This window comes from Methylibium sp., from assembly GCF_965279545.1.
Taxonomy (GTDB): Bacteria; Pseudomonadota; Gammaproteobacteria; order Burkholderiales; family Burkholderiaceae_C; genus Methylibium.
On sequence record NZ_OZ257250.1, the window covers coordinates 3,176,282 to 3,193,474 of the forward strand.

At 69.5% G+C, this 17,193-nt stretch carries 16 protein-coding genes and 1 tRNA gene; 10 read left to right on the forward strand and 7 right to left on the reverse strand.

Annotation, left to right across the window (positions count from 1 at the left end; translation table 11 throughout):
- The first annotated feature begins 44 nt into the window (after positions 1-44).
- From ACQY9S_RS14910 to ACQY9S_RS14930, 5 genes are all read left to right on the forward strand, one after another.
- Complete coding sequence (locus tag ACQY9S_RS14910) at positions 45-1,217, forward strand: alpha-hydroxy acid oxidase (protein WP_428420606.1); 1,173 nt, start codon at positions 45-47, stop codon at positions 1,215-1,217.
- Between the two features lie 121 nt (positions 1,218-1,338).
- The gene (locus tag ACQY9S_RS14915; RefSeq protein ID WP_428420608.1) at positions 1,339-2,481 is read left to right on the forward strand and encodes a porin; all 1,143 of its coding nucleotides are present in this window, start codon (positions 1,339-1,341) and stop codon (positions 2,479-2,481) included.
- A gap of 230 nt (positions 2,482-2,711) precedes the next feature.
- Positions 2,712-4,160, forward strand: coding sequence for a HAMP domain-containing sensor histidine kinase (locus ACQY9S_RS14920; protein WP_428420609.1), 1,449 nt, complete (start codon positions 2,712-2,714; stop codon positions 4,158-4,160).
- Positions 4,157-4,786, forward strand: a complete 630-nt coding sequence (locus tag ACQY9S_RS14925) for a response regulator (RefSeq protein WP_428420610.1) — start codon at positions 4,157-4,159, stop codon at positions 4,784-4,786. Before ACQY9S_RS14920 ends, ACQY9S_RS14925 begins: the two co-directional genes overlap by 4 nt.
- 154 nt (positions 4,787-4,940) lie before the next feature.
- Positions 4,941-5,669: an SGNH/GDSL hydrolase family protein gene (locus tag ACQY9S_RS14930; protein WP_428420611.1), complete on the forward strand. Its 729-nt coding sequence runs from the start codon at positions 4,941-4,943 to the stop codon at positions 5,667-5,669.
- 21 nt (positions 5,670-5,690) lie between these two features.
- Here ACQY9S_RS14930 and ACQY9S_RS14935 read toward each other — a convergent pair whose 3' ends face one another.
- Positions 5,691-7,385 (reverse strand): long-chain-fatty-acid--CoA ligase, encoded by a 1,695-nt coding sequence (locus tag ACQY9S_RS14935; RefSeq protein WP_428420613.1) that lies wholly within the window; start codon positions 7,383-7,385, stop codon positions 5,691-5,693.
- Positions 7,386-7,438: 53 nt separating this feature from the next.
- Positions 7,439-8,158, reverse strand: a complete 720-nt coding sequence (locus ACQY9S_RS14940) for an FFLEELY motif protein (protein ID WP_428420615.1) — start codon at positions 8,156-8,158, stop codon at positions 7,439-7,441.
- A 134-nt stretch (positions 8,159-8,292) separates the two neighbouring features.
- Between ACQY9S_RS14940 and ACQY9S_RS14945 the strand changes: the two genes are divergently transcribed.
- The 3 genes from ACQY9S_RS14945 to ACQY9S_RS14955 all read left to right on the forward strand — a co-directional run bounded on the left by ACQY9S_RS14945 (position 8,293) and on the right by ACQY9S_RS14955 (position 11,515).
- The gene (locus ACQY9S_RS14945; RefSeq protein ID WP_428420617.1) at positions 8,293-8,820 is read left to right on the forward strand and encodes a hypothetical protein; all 528 of its coding nucleotides are present in this window, start codon (positions 8,293-8,295) and stop codon (positions 8,818-8,820) included.
- 117 nt (positions 8,821-8,937) lie between these two features.
- Positions 8,938-10,554 carry a GMC family oxidoreductase N-terminal domain-containing protein gene (locus ACQY9S_RS14950; protein ID WP_428420618.1) on the forward strand — a complete coding sequence of 539 codons (1,617 nt, stop codon included), beginning with the start codon at positions 8,938-8,940 and terminating at the stop codon, positions 10,552-10,554.
- Between the two features lie 22 nt (positions 10,555-10,576).
- Complete coding sequence (locus tag ACQY9S_RS14955) at positions 10,577-11,515, forward strand: esterase/lipase family protein (protein WP_428420620.1); 939 nt, start codon at positions 10,577-10,579, stop codon at positions 11,513-11,515.
- Here the strand turns inward: ACQY9S_RS14955 and ACQY9S_RS14960 are convergent.
- The 3 genes from ACQY9S_RS14960 to hppD all read right to left on the reverse strand — a co-directional run bounded on the left by ACQY9S_RS14960 (position 11,425) and on the right by hppD (position 14,560).
- Positions 11,425-12,270 carry a hypothetical protein gene (locus ACQY9S_RS14960; protein WP_428420622.1) on the reverse strand — a complete coding sequence of 282 codons (846 nt, stop codon included), beginning with the start codon at positions 12,268-12,270 and terminating at the stop codon, positions 11,425-11,427. The genes ACQY9S_RS14955 and ACQY9S_RS14960 overlap by 91 nt on opposite strands.
- Before the next feature lie 164 nt (positions 12,271-12,434).
- Positions 12,435-13,469, reverse strand: coding sequence for a phenylalanine 4-monooxygenase (phhA, locus tag ACQY9S_RS14965; protein WP_428420623.1), 1,035 nt, complete (start codon positions 13,467-13,469; stop codon positions 12,435-12,437).
- Entirely contained in the window at positions 13,466-14,560 is a 1,095-nt protein-coding gene (gene hppD, locus ACQY9S_RS14970) for a 4-hydroxyphenylpyruvate dioxygenase (RefSeq protein WP_428420624.1), read from the reverse strand. Before hppD ends, phhA begins: the two co-directional genes overlap by 4 nt.
- 121 nt (positions 14,561-14,681) lie before the next feature.
- Between hppD and ACQY9S_RS14975 the strand changes: the two genes are divergently transcribed.
- Positions 14,682-15,164, forward strand: coding sequence for an Lrp/AsnC family transcriptional regulator (locus ACQY9S_RS14975; protein ID WP_428420626.1), 483 nt, complete (start codon positions 14,682-14,684; stop codon positions 15,162-15,164).
- A 182-nt stretch (positions 15,165-15,346) separates the two neighbouring features.
- Here ACQY9S_RS14975 and ACQY9S_RS14980 read toward each other — a convergent pair whose 3' ends face one another.
- A complete protein-coding gene (locus ACQY9S_RS14980) occupies positions 15,347-16,033 on the reverse strand; it encodes a DUF1329 domain-containing protein (protein WP_428420628.1) in 687 nt (228 codons plus the stop codon).
- Positions 16,034-16,376: 343 nt separating this feature from the next.
- A tRNA-Arg gene (locus tag ACQY9S_RS14985) sits at positions 16,377-16,452 on the reverse strand.
- Positions 16,453-16,591: 139 nt separating this feature from the next.
- Here ACQY9S_RS14985 and ACQY9S_RS14990 point away from each other — a divergent pair.
- Positions 16,592-17,149, forward strand: coding sequence for a c-type cytochrome (locus ACQY9S_RS14990; RefSeq protein WP_428420630.1), 558 nt, complete (start codon positions 16,592-16,594; stop codon positions 17,147-17,149).
- The last annotated feature ends 44 nt before the right edge of the window (positions 17,150-17,193 follow it).

A 17,193-nucleotide genomic window follows, 5' to 3' on the forward strand; every position in this document is an offset into this window, starting at 1 on the left:
CCCGCCGCCGACGCAAGCACCTCCCACCGCAACGCCGATCCCCCATGCCCGTGATCACCTGCATCGAAGACCTGAGGGTGCTGGCCAAGCAGCGCGTGCCGAGGATGTTCTACGACTACGCCGACTCGGGCTCGTGGACCGAGGGCACCTACCGCGCCAACGAGGCCGACTTCGCCCGCATCCTGCTGCGCCAGCGCGTGGCGGTGAACATGGAGGGCCGCTCGCTGCGCACCACGCTGGCCGGCCAGGACTGCGCCATGCCGGTGGTCGTCGCCCCGACCGGCCTCGCCGGCATGCAGCACGCCGACGGCGAGATCCTGGGCGCGCGCGCCGCCGAGGCCTTCGGCATCCCGTTCACGCTGTCGACGATGAGCATCTGCTCGATCGAGGACATCGCCGCGCACACCCAGGCGCCGTTCTGGTTCCAGCTGTACTGGATGCGGGACCGCGATTTCATGGAGCGGCTGATCGAGCGCGCCAAGGCGGCGCGCTGCTCGGCGCTGGTGTTGACGCTGGACCTGCAGGTGCTGGGGCAGCGCCACAAGGATCTGAAGAACGGCATGACGGCGCCGCCGAAGCCGACGCTGGCGAACCTGGTGAACCTGGCGATGAAGCCGCGCTGGTGCCTGGGGATGGCCGGGACGCGGCGCCACAGCTTCGGCAACCTGATCGGGCATGCCAAGGGGGTGAGCGACATGTCTTCGCTGGGGACGTGGACGAAGGAGCAGTTCGATCCGCGGCTGGGCTGGGACGACGTGGCGTGGATCAAGCAGCGCTGGGGCGGCAAGCTGATCCTGAAGGGGATCATGGAGGTGGCCGACGCGAAGCTGGCGGCCGACAGCGGGGCCGATGCGCTGGTGGTGTCGAACCACGGCGGGCGGCAGCTCGACGGGGCGCCGTCCTCGATCGCGGCGCTGCCGGCGATCGCCGAGGCGGTGGGCGATCGGATCGAGGTGTGGATGGACGGGGGGATCCGCTCGGGGCAGGACGTGCTGAAGGCGGTCGCGCTGGGGGCGCGCGGCACGATGATCGGGCGGGCCTTCCTGTACGGGCTGGGGGCGATGGGCCAGGCCGGCGTGACCCGCGCGCTGGAGATCCTGCGCAACGAGCTCGACATCACGATGGCCTTCACCGGCCATACCGATATCACAAAGGTGGGGCGCGAGATCCTGCTGAGCGCGCCGACGCCGCACCCCGGCACGGAACGAGGGAGGTGAGCCAGCCCTCGATCCCCACGCACGCACACCCCACCGACGAAAGACACAAGGACCGCCCGGCCCGCGACGGGCACAGGCGGCCGCGCATCGAACACCAACAAGCACAGAGGAGACACCCACCATGTTCACCAAGCACACCCGCCTTTCCGCTCCCGCCCTGCCCTGGCGCGCGACCGCCATCGCGTTGGCCCTCGGCCTGGGCACCGGCCTCGCCGCCGCCGACGAGCCGTCGGTGCAGATCTACGGCATCGTCGACATCGGCGTGCTGACGCAATCGAAGTCCGGCACCGCCGGCAGCCTGACCCAGGTGGCCACCAGCGGCTACCGCCAGAGCGTGTGGGGCTTTCGCGGCAAGGAGGACCTGGGCAACGGCCTGAAGGTCTTCTTCAACCTCGAGACGCACTTCGACGTCGATACCGGCGAGTTCCACGGCACCGGCGACGCGGCCGGCTCCGGCCCGATCCTGTTCCGCCGCCAGGCCAACCTCGGGCTGTCGGGGGACTGGGGCCAGGTGGCGTTCGGGCGCCAGTACGGCCCGGCGCTGCTGGCCCACCTGGCGACCGAGCCGCGCGCGTTCAAGGAGCAGTTCTCGAACATCTACCTGTTCGCCTACAACCAGTACGCGGCCACCCTCGGCCCGGCACCGGCCGGTATCAACGCGAACAACGACGTCGGCATCTTCTTGAAGAACGCGATCCAGTACCGCAACGCCTTCGGCCCGGTGCAGGTGGGCCTGGCCTACGCGCTGGGCGAGGCGGCGGGCAGCCTGAAGAAGAACAGCGTCCTCGCGGCCGGCGTGACTTACACCGGTCCGGTGGTGCTGTCGTTCTCGTACCAGAACATGAAAGACGGCACGACCGGCGAGCCCGTCGTGAAGCACCTCGGCTTCGGCGGCGCCGTGCCGATCGGCGACTTCACGCTGAAGGCCAACTACCTCAACGTGAAGAACGCCGACCCGAGTGGCGCGGAGGTGTCGGACGTCAACGGCATCAGTCTGGGCGTGGACTGCGACTGGAGCGCGGCGAACAAGCTGACGGTGGCCTACTACGACAACAAGGACCGGCGCAACCACAGCGACGCGACGCGCAACCTGGTGATCAGCAACGACTACTCGCTGTCCAAGCGCACGCTGCTCTACGTGCAGGGCGCCTACGTCGACGCGAAGGCCGGCGCGACGATCAAGACCACCATCGTCGCCGCGGGTGTGCCGGCGCAGGGTGCCAAGACGACGCTGTTGAACGTGGGCATCAACCACACCTTCTGACCGACTCGAGCCGAGCCGACGGCTTTGCGGGCGTCCTCGCGGACGCCCCGGTTTCTTGCCTTTTTCGCGCTGCTCAGGCGAGCTCCGGGCACCGGCGCACCACTGTGCCGAGTGGCCTCGCCCGGCCCTGACGGCACATGCCCCGGGAACGGGCAAACTGCCCGGCACCCCGTCGCATCGCCGGGGGGCCGGTGGCCTTCGTGCAAGATGGGCGACTCACTGCGCCGCCCATGCCCCACTCTCACCCCGTCGTTCCTGCGCGTCGCCTCGCACACCCGGCTGCGGCCCTGCCCGCCGCACGACCGGTCCTCTACCTGCGACGCGCACTGATCTGGCGGATCGTGCTGATCGCCGCCGCGGTGCTGCTGTCGCTGGCGGCCTGGGAGGTGCGCGTGCTGCGCCAGGCCGCGACGGCCGAGCTGCCCGCCACCGCGTCGCTGGTGGCGCAGCTGCTCAACGACGACCTGGCGCGGCGCACCTCGTCGTTCGATCGCATCGACATCGAGGTGCCGCTGACGCCGCTGGACCGGCTGGGACGGCGCATCTCGTTCTGCGTCGAGGTCCAGCACCTGATGCGCGACCGGCTGCTGGCGCAGTCCTGCCTGTCGGAGGAGCCCGTGTCGAACGCCGGGCGCCTGCTGGCGCCGTGGATCCGCACCGGCAAGATCGAGAAGGCGCAGGCGACGCGCCTGTTGCAGCTGCAGGCGGGCATCCGCGCCGGGACCATCGTCGTCACGCCGAACTGGGACAGCCTGGGTCAGATGCTGTGGGAGCGCTGGCTGGTGCTGGGCGGCTTCGGCCTCGGCTTCGTGGTGGTGGTGGCCGCCGTGGCGCTGCTGGTCGACCGCTCGCTGCGCCCGGCCAACGAGGTGCTGGCGGCGCTGGCGCGGCTGGAAGGCGGCGACCTGACGGCCCGCCTGCCGCCGTTCGCGCTGAACGAACTGCGCAACATCGCCGACAGCTTCAACCGCCTGGCCGCGCGCTGGGCCGCGACGACGGCGCGCCAGCGCTTGCTGACCGAGCGGCTGCTGCAGGTGCGCGAAGAGGAACGACGACGCCTGGCGCGCGAACTGCACGACGAGATGGGCCAGAGTCTCGCGGCGCTGCGGGCCGAGGCCGAGGTGGTGGCCACGCTCGCCGGCCAGTCGCTGCCGCAGCTGCAACCCAGCGCCGACGCGATGTCGCGCACCACCGCCCACCTGCTCGAAGGCCTGCAGCGCGTGCTGTCGGACCTGCGGCCGCCGGCACTGGACCGCTTCGGCCTGGGTCAGGCATTGCAGGCGCTGGTGGCCCAGCCACGGCGCCGCGTGGCCCAGGGCGGTCTGCAAGCCACGCTCGACATCAGCGGCGATACCTCGCGCATTCCGGATTCGATGCGGGTGCACGTCTACCGCATCGTGCAGGAGGCGCTGACGAACGCGGTGCGCCACGGCGACGCCGCGCAGGCGCGGGTGCATGTCGCCTGCACCGAGCGGCAGGTGAGCATCGAAGTGACGGACAACGGCAGCCATGTCGGCGTGGCGGTGCCGGTACCTGGGCATGGTCTGCTGGGCATGAGCGAGCGGGTCTCGGCGCTGGGCGGCACGCTGGCCGTGGCGCCCTGCCTGCCCGGCGGCATGCGGCTGGCGGTCACGCTGCCGCTGCCGCCGACGGCCTGGGCAACGGAGCAGGCCGCATGATCCGCGTGATGCTGGTCGACGACCACGCCATCGTGCGCGAGGGCTACAAGCGGCTGCTCGAGCTGCAGAGCGACATCGTCGTCGTCGCCGAAGCGGGCGATGGCGGCGAGGCGATGAACCAGTGGCGCGCGCTGCGCCCGGACGTGGTGGTGGTCGACCTCGGGCTGCCCGGCATGGGCGGGCTGGAGCTGATGGTGCGGCTGCGCCAGCGCGACGAGCAGTGCCGCATGCTCGCGTTCAGCATGCACCGCGACCCGGTGTGGGTGGCCCAGGCCTTGCGCGCCGGCGCACTCGGCTACGTCACCAAGAGCAGCGCGCCGTCGCAGCTGGTCACAGCAGTGCGCGAGGTGCACCGGGGCCGCCGCGTGCTCAGCCCCGACGTGGCGACCGAGGTCACCAGCGTGCTGCTCGACCCGCAGGACAGCGCGGCGCACGGCCTGTCGCCACGCGAATTCGAGGTGATGCGGCTGCTGGTCGGCGGGCGCACGCCGCAGGAGATCGCGCAGTCGCTCAGCCTGAGCGTCAAGACCGTGCACAACGTGCACTACCAGATCAAGTCCAAGCTCGGGGCCACGAGCGACTTCGAGCTCGCGCGCATGGCCTGGCAGCGGGGCTGGATCGCCTGAGCTTCGGCATGCCGCCGTGCCGGTGCTCCGGGTCACGCGATGTCGCGGCCGGCGCAAAATAGCTCGTTCGCGGAGCCGAAGCCGTCACGGCGAACCTTGAAGGATCTGTTCGCCGACGGTGGGATGGGTTCGCAGACACCGGAAGGAGCGAGGAATGGAGCGCGCGGTTCGCCGGGCCTTGACGCTGTGCGTCCTCGGACTCTGGACGCTGGCCGTGCAGGCGCAGCCTGCCGGGCAACCGGCGCCGGCACGCGCGGCCAGCGGCGCCGCGCAAGTCGATGACCGCTGGCAGGAGAGCCTCGACGCTTTCGCGGCGGCCGACCGGGCCCGGGCGCCGCAGCCGGGCGGCGTGCTGTTCATCGGCAGCTCGTCGATCCGGCTGTGGCCCGGACTCGAAACGCAGTTCGGGACCGAACCGGTGCTCAATCGCGGCTTCGGCGGCTCACGCATGTCGGACTGTGCTCGCTACGTCGAGCAGCTGGTGCTGCCGTACAGGCCCCGGCTGGTGATCGTCTACGCGGGCGACAACGACCTCGCCGAGGGCCGCACGCCACGGGAAGTGCTCGCCAGCTTCACCGCCTTCGTGAAAGGCGTGCGCCGGGCGCTGCCGGACACGCGCATCACCTATCTGTCGATCAAGCCGAGCCCGCTGCGGGCCGCGTTGATGCCGCGAATGGTGGCGACCAACACCCTGATCGCCGGCTACAGCCGACGCACGGCCAAGCTCGACTTCATCGACGTCTATTCGAAGATGCTCGACGATCAAGGCCGCCCGCGCGCCGATCTCTTCCGGCCGGATGCGCTGCACCTCAACGCGCAGGGCTACGCGCTGTGGCGGTCGGTCATCGCCGATCACCTGCACGCACCCGCCCCACCGCGCTGAGTTTCCCGGCGGCTTGGCGGTTCAGGCGCCGCGCAGCTCGCGGCGCAGGATCTTGCCGAGGTTGCTCTTGGGCAGGTCGTTGCGGAACTCGATGCGCTTGGGCCGCTTGTAGGCGGTGAAGTTCTGCTTGCAGTAGGCCACCACGCCGTCCTCGTCCAGCGCCGGATCCTTCTTCACGACGAAGAGCTTGACCGCTTCGCCCGACCTGGCGTCGGGCACGCCGACCGCCGCGCACTCGAGCACACCGGGGTGCAGGTTGACCACCTGCTCGATCTCGGTCGGGTACACGTTGAAGCCCGACACGAGGATCATGTCCTTCTTGCGGTCGACGACGCGGAGGTAGCCACGCTCGTCCATCACGCCGATGTCACCCGACTTCAGGAAGCCATCGGGCGTCATGACCTGGGCGGTCTCGTCGGGCCGGTTCCAGTAGCCGGCCATCACCTGCGGCCCGCGGATGCAGATCTCGCCCGGCTCGCCGAACGGCAGATCGCGCCCGTCGTCGTCGCGGATCGCGATCTCGGTCGACGGGATCGGCAGGCCGACGTTGCCGCTGAACTGGCGCAGGTCGAGCCGGTTGCTGGCGACGACCGGCGAGGTCTCCGACAGGCCGTAGCCCTCCACCATCGGGCAGCCGGTGAGCGCGAGCCACTTCTCGGCCGTCGCGTGCTGGCAGGCCATGCCGCCGCCGCTGGACACCACCAGCCCGGAGAAGTCCAGGCGCGCGAAGCCGGCGTGGTGAACCAGCGCGTTGAACAGCGTGTTGACCGCCGGGAACATGTGGATCCGGTGCCGGGACAGCGTCTTGACCAGGCCGGACAAGTCGCGCGGGTTCGGGATCAGCAGGTTCTTCATGCCCAGGCGCGCACCCATCAGGTAGCACAGCGTCAACGCATAGATGTGGTACAGCGGCAGCGCGCAGACACAGGTGATCTGCCGGGCGCCGATCTTGTCGAGCATGGGCTTGAACCAGGCCTCGGTCTGCAGGACGTTGGCGACCACGTTGCGGTGCAGCAGCGTGGCGCCCTTCGACACGCCGGTCGTGCCGCCGGTGTACTGCAGGAAGGCGACGTCGTCGGGGCCGAGCACCGGGCGTTCGAGCTTCATCCGCATGCCCTCGGCAAGCGCCGTGTTGAAGCGCGTGACGCTGCGCCCCTGGTCCAGCGGCAACGCGAACCCGGGCACCATTTTCCTGACCCTGCGCACGACGAAGTTGACCAGCGCGCCCTTCCAGAAGCCGAGCAGATCGCCCATCGAGGCCAGCAGCACATGCTTGACGGGCGTGCGGTCGATCACTTCTTCGAGCGTGGCCGCGAAGTTCTCGAGAAGGACGATGGCCTCGGCGCCGGAATCCCTGAGCTGGTACTGGAGCTCGCGCGCCGTGTAGAGCGGGTTGACGTTGACCACCACGCAGCCGGCACGCAGCACCGCGGGAATGGCGACCATGTACTGCGGCAGGTTGGGCATCATCAGCGCGACGCGCGCACCCTTCGCGAGGCCCTTGCCCTGAAGCCAGGCACCGAGCGCGTCGGCCATCTGGTCGATGTCGCGGAAGCTCAGTTCACGGCCCATGCACACGCCCGCGACGCGCGCCGCGTGCTGGCGAAAGGCTTCGTCCAGCAACGCGGACAGCGAGGCATGGGCGCCGGCATCGACCGTGGCCGCCACCGACGGGGGGTAGTGGGCGAGCCACGGCTTCTTGGCCGGCATGTCCATGCAGGAACTCCTCCGATTCAAGCCCGATTCTTCGAGCTGGCCCCCCCGCGCGGCTACGGGAGTTGCCCTGAGCCGGCGAGCGAGGACGGATCGGCGGTGAACAATTGCGCGAGCAAGGCACGCTCGTGCGCCTCGATGCAGCCGAGGAACTCGTCGGCGCCGCGCAGGGTCTTGAAGGTGTCGAAGCCGCGCTCGAGGAAGACCTGCAGGTCGCTCAGGCCGGCCGCGCGCGCCGGGGCGCGCATCATGCGCAGGCTCACCGAGAGCATCGGCGTGCGCGTGTAGCGGTCCAGCGAGCGGGCGACGTCGAGCAGCAGATCGATCTGCCGCTCGCGGTCCGCCCGGCGGCCCGTGACCTGCCACGCCCGGACGTACGCGGGCGCGTCGAGCGCGGCCGACGGCAGCGCCTCGGCCATCGCGCTGTCGAGCGACTCGGTGAGCGCGTGCAGTTCACCCAGCGTCGCGACGGTGCCGACGATCTCCCGCGGGAACAGTCGCACCAGGGCCGGCACGATGCGCGCGAACTGCGCGTCGCGCCGACTGAAGTCGCCCGGCCCGTACAGCTCGTCGAGAAAGAAGCGTGCTGCCGCAGCGTAGCGCGGGCTCGCGAGCAGGTCGGCGTGGCTGAGCCGCAGACGCGCCTGCTGGTAGGCCTTGAGCGCCTGCACCCTGTCGCCCAGTTCGGGCTGCGCCTGGCGGCGCGTGCGCTCCTGCTCGGCGGCCGCGAGGCTGCGCAGGATCGCGGTGGCGCCGGACTCTCGCTTCTGAACCATGCGGGTCTGGGGTTTGTATTGAGCGCAAATAGACGCCGGCCCCGACGGCCGCGCGCTCGAATGATGCAACACTCGCCACCCATGACAGACCGCGTGCTGCCCCGTCCTTCACGAGCCCGGCGCGGGCTTGCGTCATGAGCGTTGCCGACCCGGCCCTGTCGCGCCGCCGGCTGCTGCAGCTCGGGGCCGGCGCCACGGTGGTGTTGGCGGCAGCCGGTGGGGCCGCCTGGTTGTGGCGGCCGGGCGTGCGCGATGGCGCACTCACGCGGTCGGGTCGTGCGGTCTTTCGTGCGATTGCAAGGGTGGTGCTCGAAGGCAGCCTGCCGACCGAGGCCGCCGCGCTGGAGGCCGCGCTGGACCGCCACCTGCTGCGGCTCGACGAAACCATCGCCGGTCTCCCGGCCGCGACGCAGGGCGAGATCGCGCAGTTGCTCGGTCTGCTGTCGGTGGCGGTGACCCGCCGGTGGCTGACCGGGCTGCGCAGCGACTGGCCCGAGGCGCGCATCGACGAGCTCGAGGCCGCACTGCGCCGCATGCGCACCACCGATCACGAGCTGCGCCAGCAGGCCTATCACGCACTGCGCGACCTCACCAACGCGGCCTTCTATGCCCAGCCGGAGCACTGGCCGCTGATGGGCTACCCCGGCCCGAGCCCGGTCTGACGCAATGAGAGATCCGGCGTCGATCCCGATTCCGGCGGGCCGAGTGCCGGGCCGCCGCAAGCCGGCCCGCATCCCCCTGGGGGATCGGCGGATGTGCTCATTCGACGAGAGGCCCCATTGACCACCGATCCGTTTCGTGAAGGCCTCGCGCGCGGCTGGAAGGTCTACGGCGGCCGCCATGCCGGCGCACAGCCGCTGCCCGCGCAGATCCGCTGCGACGTGGCGATCGTCGGCACCGGCGCCGGCGCCGGCATCACCGCCGAGCTGCTGACGCAGGCCGGCCTCGATGTGCTGCTGATCGAGGAGGGCCCGCTGAAGACCAGCAGCGACTTCCACCAGCTCGAGCGCGAGGCCTACCCGCAGCTCTACCAGGAGAGCGCTGGGCGCAAGACGGCCGACAAGGCCATCAACATCCTGCAGGGCCGCTGCGTCGGCGGCTCGACCACCGTCGACTGGACCAGCTCGTCGCGCACGCCCGACGACACGTTGGCCTACTGGCGGCAGCAGTTCGGCCTGAAGGACTGCCTGCCGGGCCTGCTGTCACCGTGGTTCGCACAGGCCGAGCGGCGCCTCGGCATCGGCCCGTGGCGGGCGCCGCCGAACGAGAACAACGAGTTGCTCCAGCGCGGCGCGAGCCGGCTGGGCATCGCGACGGCGACGCTCCCGCGCAACGTGACGGGCTGCAGGAACCTCGGCTCCTGCGGCCTGGGCTGCCCGACGAACGCGAAACAGTCGATGCTCGTCACCACGATCCCGGCCGCGCTGGAGCGCGGCGCGCGCCTGCTGGTCGAGACCCGCGCGCAGGCCTTCGAACACAGCGGCTCGAAGATCAGCCGGCTCGACTGCGTGCCGGTCGGGCCCGGCGGCGGCCCTGCATCACAGCAGCCGGTGCGCGTGACCGCAAAGCACTACGTCGTGGCCGGCGGCGCGATCAACTCGCCCGCATTGCTGCTGCGCTCCGAGGCGCCCGACCCGCACAACCGGCTCGGACACCGCACTTTCCTGCATCCGGTGGTGGTCTCGGCCGCGGTGTTCGACCAGAAGGTCGAAGCCTGGTCCGGCGCGCCGCAGTCGATCTACAGCGACCACTTTCTCGGCGTCGATGCGATCGACGGACCGATCGGCTACAAGCTCGAAGCCCCGCCGATCCACCCGGCGGCCTTCGCCAGCACGCTGGCCGGCTTCGGCCTCGAGCAGACGCGGGTGCTCGCGCAGTTCGCCCACCTGCAGGGGCTGCTCGCGCTGCTGCGCGACGGCTTCCATCCGCAGTCGCCCGGCGGGCGGGTCCGGTTGCGCAGCGACCGCTCGCCGGTGCTCGACTACCCGCTGACCGAGTTCGTGATGAACGGCGCGCGCCGGGCCTTGCTGAGCATGGCGGAAATCCAGTTCGCGGCCGGCGCACGCGAGGTGATGCCGGTGCACGAGCGGGCTCGCAGCTACCGCAGCTGGCCCGAGGCCCAGGCCGAGATCGCGGCCCTGCCGATGAAGCCCCGGCTCACGCGCGTGGTCAGCACCCACGTGATGGGCGGCTGCGGTTTCGCCGGCGACGAAAGGCTCGGCGTCGTGCGACCCGACGGTCAGCACTGGCAGCTCGAGAACCTGTCGGTGCACGACGGCTCCTTGTTCCCCACCAGCTTGGGCGCTAGCCCCCAGCTGTCGATCTACGGCATCGTCAACCGACTGGCCAGCGGCCTTGCACAGCGCCTCTCGGGCCGGGCGGTCCGACTCGCCTGACCTGCGACCTGACACGCCGCCGATGCTCGCTCGCCTGCAGCGCTTCGTGGTCCTGGCGGTGACGCTGGTCGCTCTGGGCTGGCTGGCGCCGTGGTGGTGGCAGGGTCGGCCGGCCATGGCGATCGTCGGTGCGGCCGGCATCGGTTTGAGCTACACGCTCGTGCTGGCCCTCGAGTTCATGCTGCTGGCCTGCGTGCACGGCCGCGACGAGACGCCGCGCGCCGGCCCGCTGCAGCTGCTGCGCGCGTGGCTGGGCGAGTGCGTGGTGGCCTGGCAGGTGTTCGTCTGGCGCCAGCCGTTTCGCTCCGGCCTGCACCCCGACGTGCCGGGCCGGCCCGGTGTGCGGGGCATCGTGTTCGTTCACGGTTACGTCTGCAACCGCGGTCTGTGGGGCCCCTGGCTGGTCCGCTGCACCGCCGAGCGACGCCCCTTCGTTGCGGTCAACCTCGAGCCGGTGTTCAGCGACCTCGACGTCTACGTGCCGCAGCTTGAAGCGGCGGTTGCGCGACTCGAGCGCGAGACCGGTCTGCCACCGCTGCTGGTGTGCCACAGCATGGGCGGACTGGTGGCGCGCGCCTGGCTCGCCGCATTGCCCGGCACGGCGGCGCGCGTGCAGCACGTCATCACGATCGCCACGCCCCACCGCGGCACCTGGCTCGCGCGGCTGAGCCGCACGACGAACTCACGTCACATGCGCCAGGCCAGCGAATGGCTCACGGGCCTGGCCTCGCGCGAGCCGGCGCTGCACACGGGCCGCTTCACCTGCTTCTACGGCCATGCCGACAACATCGTGTTCCCGCCCCGCGTGGCCACGCTGCCTGGCGCCGACAACCGCCACCTGCGCGCGACCGCACACGTGGCGATGGTGTTTCACCCGGAGGTGGTGAGCGAAGCCGCGCGCTGGCTCGCCACGACCGACGCGGCGATCTCGGCCGGCGTCGCCGCCGGCGAGCCGCGCTGACGCGTCGCGCACCACGCCAGCCAGCCCACGCAGACCGCCAGCGGCACGTAGTGCAGCGCATGGCCGGTGATCGCGCGGCCGCTCGCTTGCCACAGCGGGCCGTCGGCCCAGTCGATCAGCTTGGCCGCGGCGAACCACAGCAGGGCGACGACCCAGTCGCGCCCGCTCAGGCCTTCGCTCCTGAGACCCCAGACGCCCAGCGGCACCAGCACCATCGGCAGGTATTCGAGCCACAACAGCCAGCGCAGGTCGGGCACACCGAGCAGTGCCTGGCTCGCCAGACACACCAGGCCGCCGACGGGCCCGCTCGCGGCGGCCAGGCCCAGCGCACCGGGCGCCACCCAGCCGGCGCCCAGCCGTTCGGCAAGAAAGAGCGCCGCCAGCACGGCGCAGGCACTGCCCGTCGCGACCTGGGTCAGCAGATAGCCGGTGTCGCTCGGCGCGAGGTGATCGGCAATGCTGATGGATGCCGCCAGCATCACCCCGGCGAAGAACACGCCCCAGGCGCGCCGCAGCGCGGCCCCGGTGCGGCTGCGCCGCATGCCGAGCGTGCCCGCCGCGGCGGCCGCCAGCAGCGGCAGATGCAACACGACGCTGGCGCCGTTGAGCATGCCGAGCACGGTCCGGGGTTCGGTCAGGCGGTGCGCTTGCTCGCCGTAGCCGACCGGCCCCCAGGCGAGCAGGCCTGTCACGCTGGCGAACAGCATCGAGACCAGCATGGCCAGCGCGCAACGTGTGGACAATTGGGAAGACATCGACGGCAGCGTGGCGGCATTCACTGCCGACGAGTCTCGGCGCCGCGGCGGTGCCGCACATCACCCTCGCGGGGGCCCCTCTTGGGGGTGAAGTCCTAGGCAAGCCCGTGCCAACCTCGCTCCGGCCCAGGGTCCTTGTCGACCCCGGGTCGAGCAGGCCGTCTTCAGACGGCCGCAAGGAAGCGCCGCTCGCCGTCCAGCACCACGCCCGCTTCGACGAGTGCCTGCCGGCGTACCGTCGCGTAGACCGGCGTGAAGTCGGGCGCCGTGGCGTCGAACAGCTGCTGGAAGCTGTCGATCACGAAGTAGCTGGCCTGGTAGCTGTCGATCTTGTAGAGCGTGCGCATCAGCCGCTGCAGATCGAAGGCGATGCGGTGCGGCTCGGGCGACGTGACGGCGTGACGCAATTCGCCGGCGCTCGACAGGATGCCGGCGCCGTAGGCCCGCAGGCCCTGGGGGGTGTCGATCAGGCCGAACTCGACCGTGTACCAGTACAGCCGTGCGAGCAGCTCGCAGGCGTCGAGCCGGCTGGCCTTCAGGCCGCCCGCGCCGTAGGCCTGCATGTAGTTCGCGAACACCGGGTCGAACAGCAGCGGCACATGACCGAACAGGTCGTGGAAGACGTCGGGCTCGACGACATAGTCGAACTCCTCGGGCCGGCGGATCCAGTCAGTGACCGGGAACTTGCGCTCGGCGAGCAGCGCGAAGAAAGCCTCTTCGGGGATCAGCCCCGGCACGCCGACGACCTGCCAGCCGGTGGCCTTCGTCAGCCGCTCGGAAATGTCGGTGAAACGCGGGATGCGATCCGGAGCGCCGAGCTGCTCGACCGCGTCGATGAATTCCTGGCAGGCCAGGCCGGGCAGCTGCTGCAGCTGGCGGGCATAGAGGCGGCGGTAGGTGTCATGGTCGGCTTCGGTGTAGCGGGCGAGGTCCTGCTCGCAGGTGTAGTCAGCCCGGGCGCGCGAATAGTCGCCGCGCGGCGGGCGATCGCCCTGGCCGTAGGTGACCGGAGCAACCCCCTTGTTCACACCGTCGTGAAAGTCCGGCCCGCCAGGGCCGGACTTCGGCGCAGGCTGACTTGGCACGGCCAGGTCAAGCGCAGCGGCCGAAGCCAAAGGGATGGGGCCCGCCGGCGCAGGCTGACCTGGCACCGCCAGGTCGAGCGCAGCGGCCGAAGCCAGGGTTTGCGGCCCGCTCATGCCTTCTCCAACACCCCGCGTCGCATCTGGTCCAGCTCGATCGACTCGAACAAGGCCTTGAAGTTGCCTTCGCCGAAGCCCTGGTCGCCCTTGCGCTGGATGAACTCGAAGAAGATCGGGCCGAGCTGGTTCTCGCTGAAGATCTGCAGCAGCAGCTCGCCGGCCTTGCCGTCGACCAGGATCTTGCGCGAGCGCAGCGCCGCAAGATCCTCGCCATGGCCGGGAATGCGCTGGTCGACGAGTTCGTAGTAGGTGTCGAGGGTGTCGAGCAGTTTCACGCCCCGGGCTCTCAGCGCATCGACGGTCTTCGGCAGGTCGCCCGAACCGAGGGCGATGTGCTGAATGCCCTCGCCGTGGTAGCGGTCCAGGTACTCCTGGATCTGTCCGGCGGTCTCGTTGCCCTCTTCGTTGATCGGGATGCGGATCTTGCCGCAGGGACTGGTCATCGCCTTGCTCTTGACGCCGGTGACCCGGCCCTCGATGTCGAAGTAGCGGACCTCGCGGAAGTTGAACAGGCGCGCGTAGAAGTCGGCCCATTCGGCCATGCGGCCGCGGTGCACGTTGTGCGTCAGGTGGTCGATGCAGGTCAGGCCATGGCCGACCGGATCGAGCGTGGCGCCGGCGAGCGGCTCGAAGTCGACGTCGAAGAAGCCGATGTTGCCGATGTCGCCCACGGATGCACCGTTCTTGCCGCGCCAGCGGTCGACCAGGTAGATCAGCGAGTCGCCCACGCCCTTGATGGCCGGGATGTTGAGCTCGCCCGGGCCGGCCTGGCCGGCATAGATCCACGCGCCGAGCTGGACGGCCCGCTCGGTGGCGGCCTTGGCATCGCGCACGCGCAAGGCGATCGCGCAAATGCTCGGCCCGTGCAGGCGCGCGAAGCGCTGGGCAAAGGAATCGGGCTCGGCGTTGACGATGAAATTGATCTCGCCCTGACGGTACAGCGTCACCTGCTTGTGACGGTGCTTGGCGATGGCGCGAAAGCCCATGCGCTCGAACAGCGCGCCCATCGCCACCGGGTCCGGCGCGGCGTATTCGATGAACTCGAACCCGTCGGTGCCCATCGGGTTGTCCCAAGGGGTGAACAGCATCGTGCGCCTCGCTTGCATGGAAGAACGGTGGTCACCCACTGTATAGAGCATGGAGCGCAGGTTTTCTGCAAATCGCGCGTTCATTCACCCCATCACGCATGATTCCTGCACAATTCGTCGAATGGATGCCCCGATCGAGCTCGATGCCATAGACCGGCGCCTCCTCCGCGCGCTGCAGGCCAACGGCCGCGCCACCTACGACCAACTCGCCGCCGAGGTGCAGCTGTCGGCTTCGGCGGCGCTGCGGCGCGTGAAGCGCCTGGAGGAAGCCGGCGTGATTGCCGGCTATGCGGCGCTGGTGCCGCCCGAGCGCGTGGGGCTGGGGCTCACGGCCTTCATCAGCGTGCGGCTCGAAAAGCACACCGAGAGCCACAAGCGCAACCCGATGGACCTGTTCAAGGCCGCGGTGCAGGCCTGGCCCGAGGTGGTGGAGTGCGTGGCGCTGACCGGCGAGACCGACTACCAGCTGCGCGTGGTGGTCGAGGACATGGGGCACTACTCGCGCTTCATCATGGACACGCTGCTCAAGCATCCGAGTGTCGAGGACTGCAAGACGAGCTTCGTGATGGACCGCGTGAAGTCGGTGAGTGCGACGCCGGTGTGAACGGGCCAGCGAGGCAGGCGCCGGGCTGGTGGTGTCGACATACGGCAGCCATGAGAAATGCGTTGCTGCGGCCGAGCTCGCTGCCGCCGGCCGCGAGGGCCACCGATCGGAATCGCAGATTTCCGATCAGACGAGGCGGACAGTGTTGTGGCGCCGGGCTCGCAGTCTGGCTGCACGATTGCTCAGTCCCCTCCGCGCAAATTCTGAACGGAGAATGTCGAGGCCGGATTCAGCGCCGGATCACTGATCATGCGGAGCTGGAAGGTGGTGCAGTGCTGCGCTTGCAGGTCGAACATCGAGGCGGACATGTAAATCGCAATCCCCGCGTTCTTGTTGGCCGGCGCGTGGTACGCCGAATCCGAGAAGCCGATCCCCCAGCGCTTCCACAACTCGCCCTTGCGGTCGTAGGCGAGGATCATCGGGAAAATGGAGGCTTGCGCATCCATGTACATGATCCGCTTGCCAATGGGGTTTCGCGCTTCGGTGGGCGTTCCCTCGATGACATGAACGATGCGCAGTGACCAGGGAATATTCGGGAAGCAGGCCGCCTGGCCGCCGAACCTGACCTGCCCGTAGCCGTCCTGGTCTTTCGGTTCCGTCTGTTTCCACTCGCTGTGCCGATAGACCGGCATCAGCATGAGCTTGGTCTCGATGTACTTCCAGTCCATGTCGAGGACGCGGCCGTTGTAGCCTTCGAAGGCCTCGATCATGATGTCCGAGCCGAGGAACGAGTCGGTCGTCTGGCCCGCCGCCAGCCGACGCACGCGGCGCTGAAAGCCAAGATAGAGGTAGGAGTCGTCCACCGCCTTGCCAGCAGCGCTGAGCGCAGCAAAGCGCTCAAGGCCGAGCTGACCAAGGTCGCCGTGCAAGTCGAGCAGCTCCTTGACCGCATCACGGAGGCCACCGTGCCATCGGTGATCGCCGCCTATGAGTCGCGCATCAAAACGCTGGAAGATCGCAAGATCGTTCTGGCGGAAAAGATGGCTTCAAGCGGGCATCCGCTGCGCAGCTTTGAAGAATCACTTAGAACCGCGCTCGATTTCCTCGCAAGTCCTTGTCAGCTATGGGCTTCCGAGCGTCTAGAGGACAAGCGCACCGTGCTCAAGCTGGCCTTCGCGGGCCGTCTGAGCTACGTGCGAGACGAGGGCTTTAGAACCGCACATTTAGCCTTGCCCAAGGCGTTAGGCGGTCTTAGCGCTCTCGAAAACAGGATGGTGCGCCCGGCTGGGATCGAACCAGCAACCCCTGCCTTCGGAGGGCAGTACTCTATCCATTGAGCTACGGACGCAACGGTTTCATTCTATCAGCGCCCCTGCGCAAAGCCGCGCGCGGCAAGGTCCGCGACGGGGTGGCCTTGTATACTCGGCCGGCTTTGCGAGGCACGTTCCACCGCGCTGCTTCGCTCCCCAAAACCCCTCGAGGACTCCATGAGCGCAGCGCCCTCCCACGACAACAACCACGGCGACGAACACGAAGCCAACCACGAAGGCCCGATCCGCACGCCCAAGCAGTTGATCGTGGCGGTGACCTTCGCTTTCGTCGTGCCGATTGTCATCATCGTGCTGCTGGCCGGCTACGTGAGTTCGGAGCAAAAGCCTGGAGCCGGCAGCGACGGGCTGAAGGCCGAAGCAACGGCCGAGCGCATTGCCCCGGTGGGCAAGGTCGAGGTCAAGGACGCCTCGGACGTGAGCGCGCTCAAGAGCGGCGAAGACGTGTTCAAGGCGCAGTGCTCGGCCTGCCATGCGGCTGGCGTGGCAGGCTCGCCGAAGTTCGGTGACGCCGCGGCCTGGGGCCCCCGCATCACCGCCGGCTACGAGGCGCTGCTGAACTCAGCGCTCAAGGGCAAGGGTGCGATGGGGGCGCAGGGAGGCGGTGATTTCAGCGACGTGGAAGTCGGCCGTGCGGTGGTCTACATGGCCAATGCCGGCGGCGCCAAGTTCGAAGCGCCCAAACTGCCAGCCGCGGCGGCCAGTGCGGCGCCGTGAGTTGCGCCTTCGCTCAGCAAACCAGCCGGTCCGCGTGACCGGCT

Excerpts from the sequence above, each read along its gene's own strand:
- ACQY9S_RS14975 (WP_428420626.1), top strand. The coding sequence starts at position 14,682 with ATGGATGCCCCGATCGAGCTCGATGCCATAGACCGGCGCCTCCTCCGC.
- ACQY9S_RS14945 (WP_428420617.1), top strand. The coding sequence starts at position 8,293 with ATGAGCGTTGCCGACCCGGCCCTGTCGCGCCGCCGGCTGCTGCAGCTC.
- phhA (WP_428420623.1), bottom strand. The coding sequence starts at position 13,469 with ATGAGCGGGCCGCAAACCCTGGCTTCGGCCGCTGCGCTCGACCTGGCG.
- ACQY9S_RS14955 (WP_428420620.1), top strand. The coding sequence starts at position 10,577 with ATGCTCGCTCGCCTGCAGCGCTTCGTGGTCCTGGCGGTGACGCTGGTC.
- ACQY9S_RS14925 (WP_428420610.1), top strand. The coding sequence starts at position 4,157 with ATGATCCGCGTGATGCTGGTCGACGACCACGCCATCGTGCGCGAGGGC.
- ACQY9S_RS14960 (WP_428420622.1), bottom strand. The coding sequence starts at position 12,270 with ATGTCTTCCCAATTGTCCACACGTTGCGCGCTGGCCATGCTGGTCTCG.
- hppD (WP_428420624.1), bottom strand. The coding sequence starts at position 14,560 with ATGCTGTTCACCCCTTGGGACAACCCGATGGGCACCGACGGGTTCGAG.
- ACQY9S_RS14915 (WP_428420608.1), top strand. The coding sequence starts at position 1,339 with ATGTTCACCAAGCACACCCGCCTTTCCGCTCCCGCCCTGCCCTGGCGC.
- ACQY9S_RS14935 (WP_428420613.1), bottom strand. The coding sequence starts at position 7,385 with ATGGACATGCCGGCCAAGAAGCCGTGGCTCGCCCACTACCCCCCGTCG.
- ACQY9S_RS14930 (WP_428420611.1), top strand. The coding sequence starts at position 4,941 with ATGGAGCGCGCGGTTCGCCGGGCCTTGACGCTGTGCGTCCTCGGACTC.
- ACQY9S_RS14990 (WP_428420630.1), top strand. The coding sequence starts at position 16,592 with ATGAGCGCAGCGCCCTCCCACGACAACAACCACGGCGACGAACACGAA.
- ACQY9S_RS14940 (WP_428420615.1), bottom strand. The coding sequence starts at position 8,158 with ATGGTTCAGAAGCGAGAGTCCGGCGCCACCGCGATCCTGCGCAGCCTC.
- ACQY9S_RS14910 (WP_428420606.1), top strand. The coding sequence starts at position 45 with ATGCCCGTGATCACCTGCATCGAAGACCTGAGGGTGCTGGCCAAGCAG.
- ACQY9S_RS14920 (WP_428420609.1), top strand. The coding sequence starts at position 2,712 with ATGCCCCACTCTCACCCCGTCGTTCCTGCGCGTCGCCTCGCACACCCG.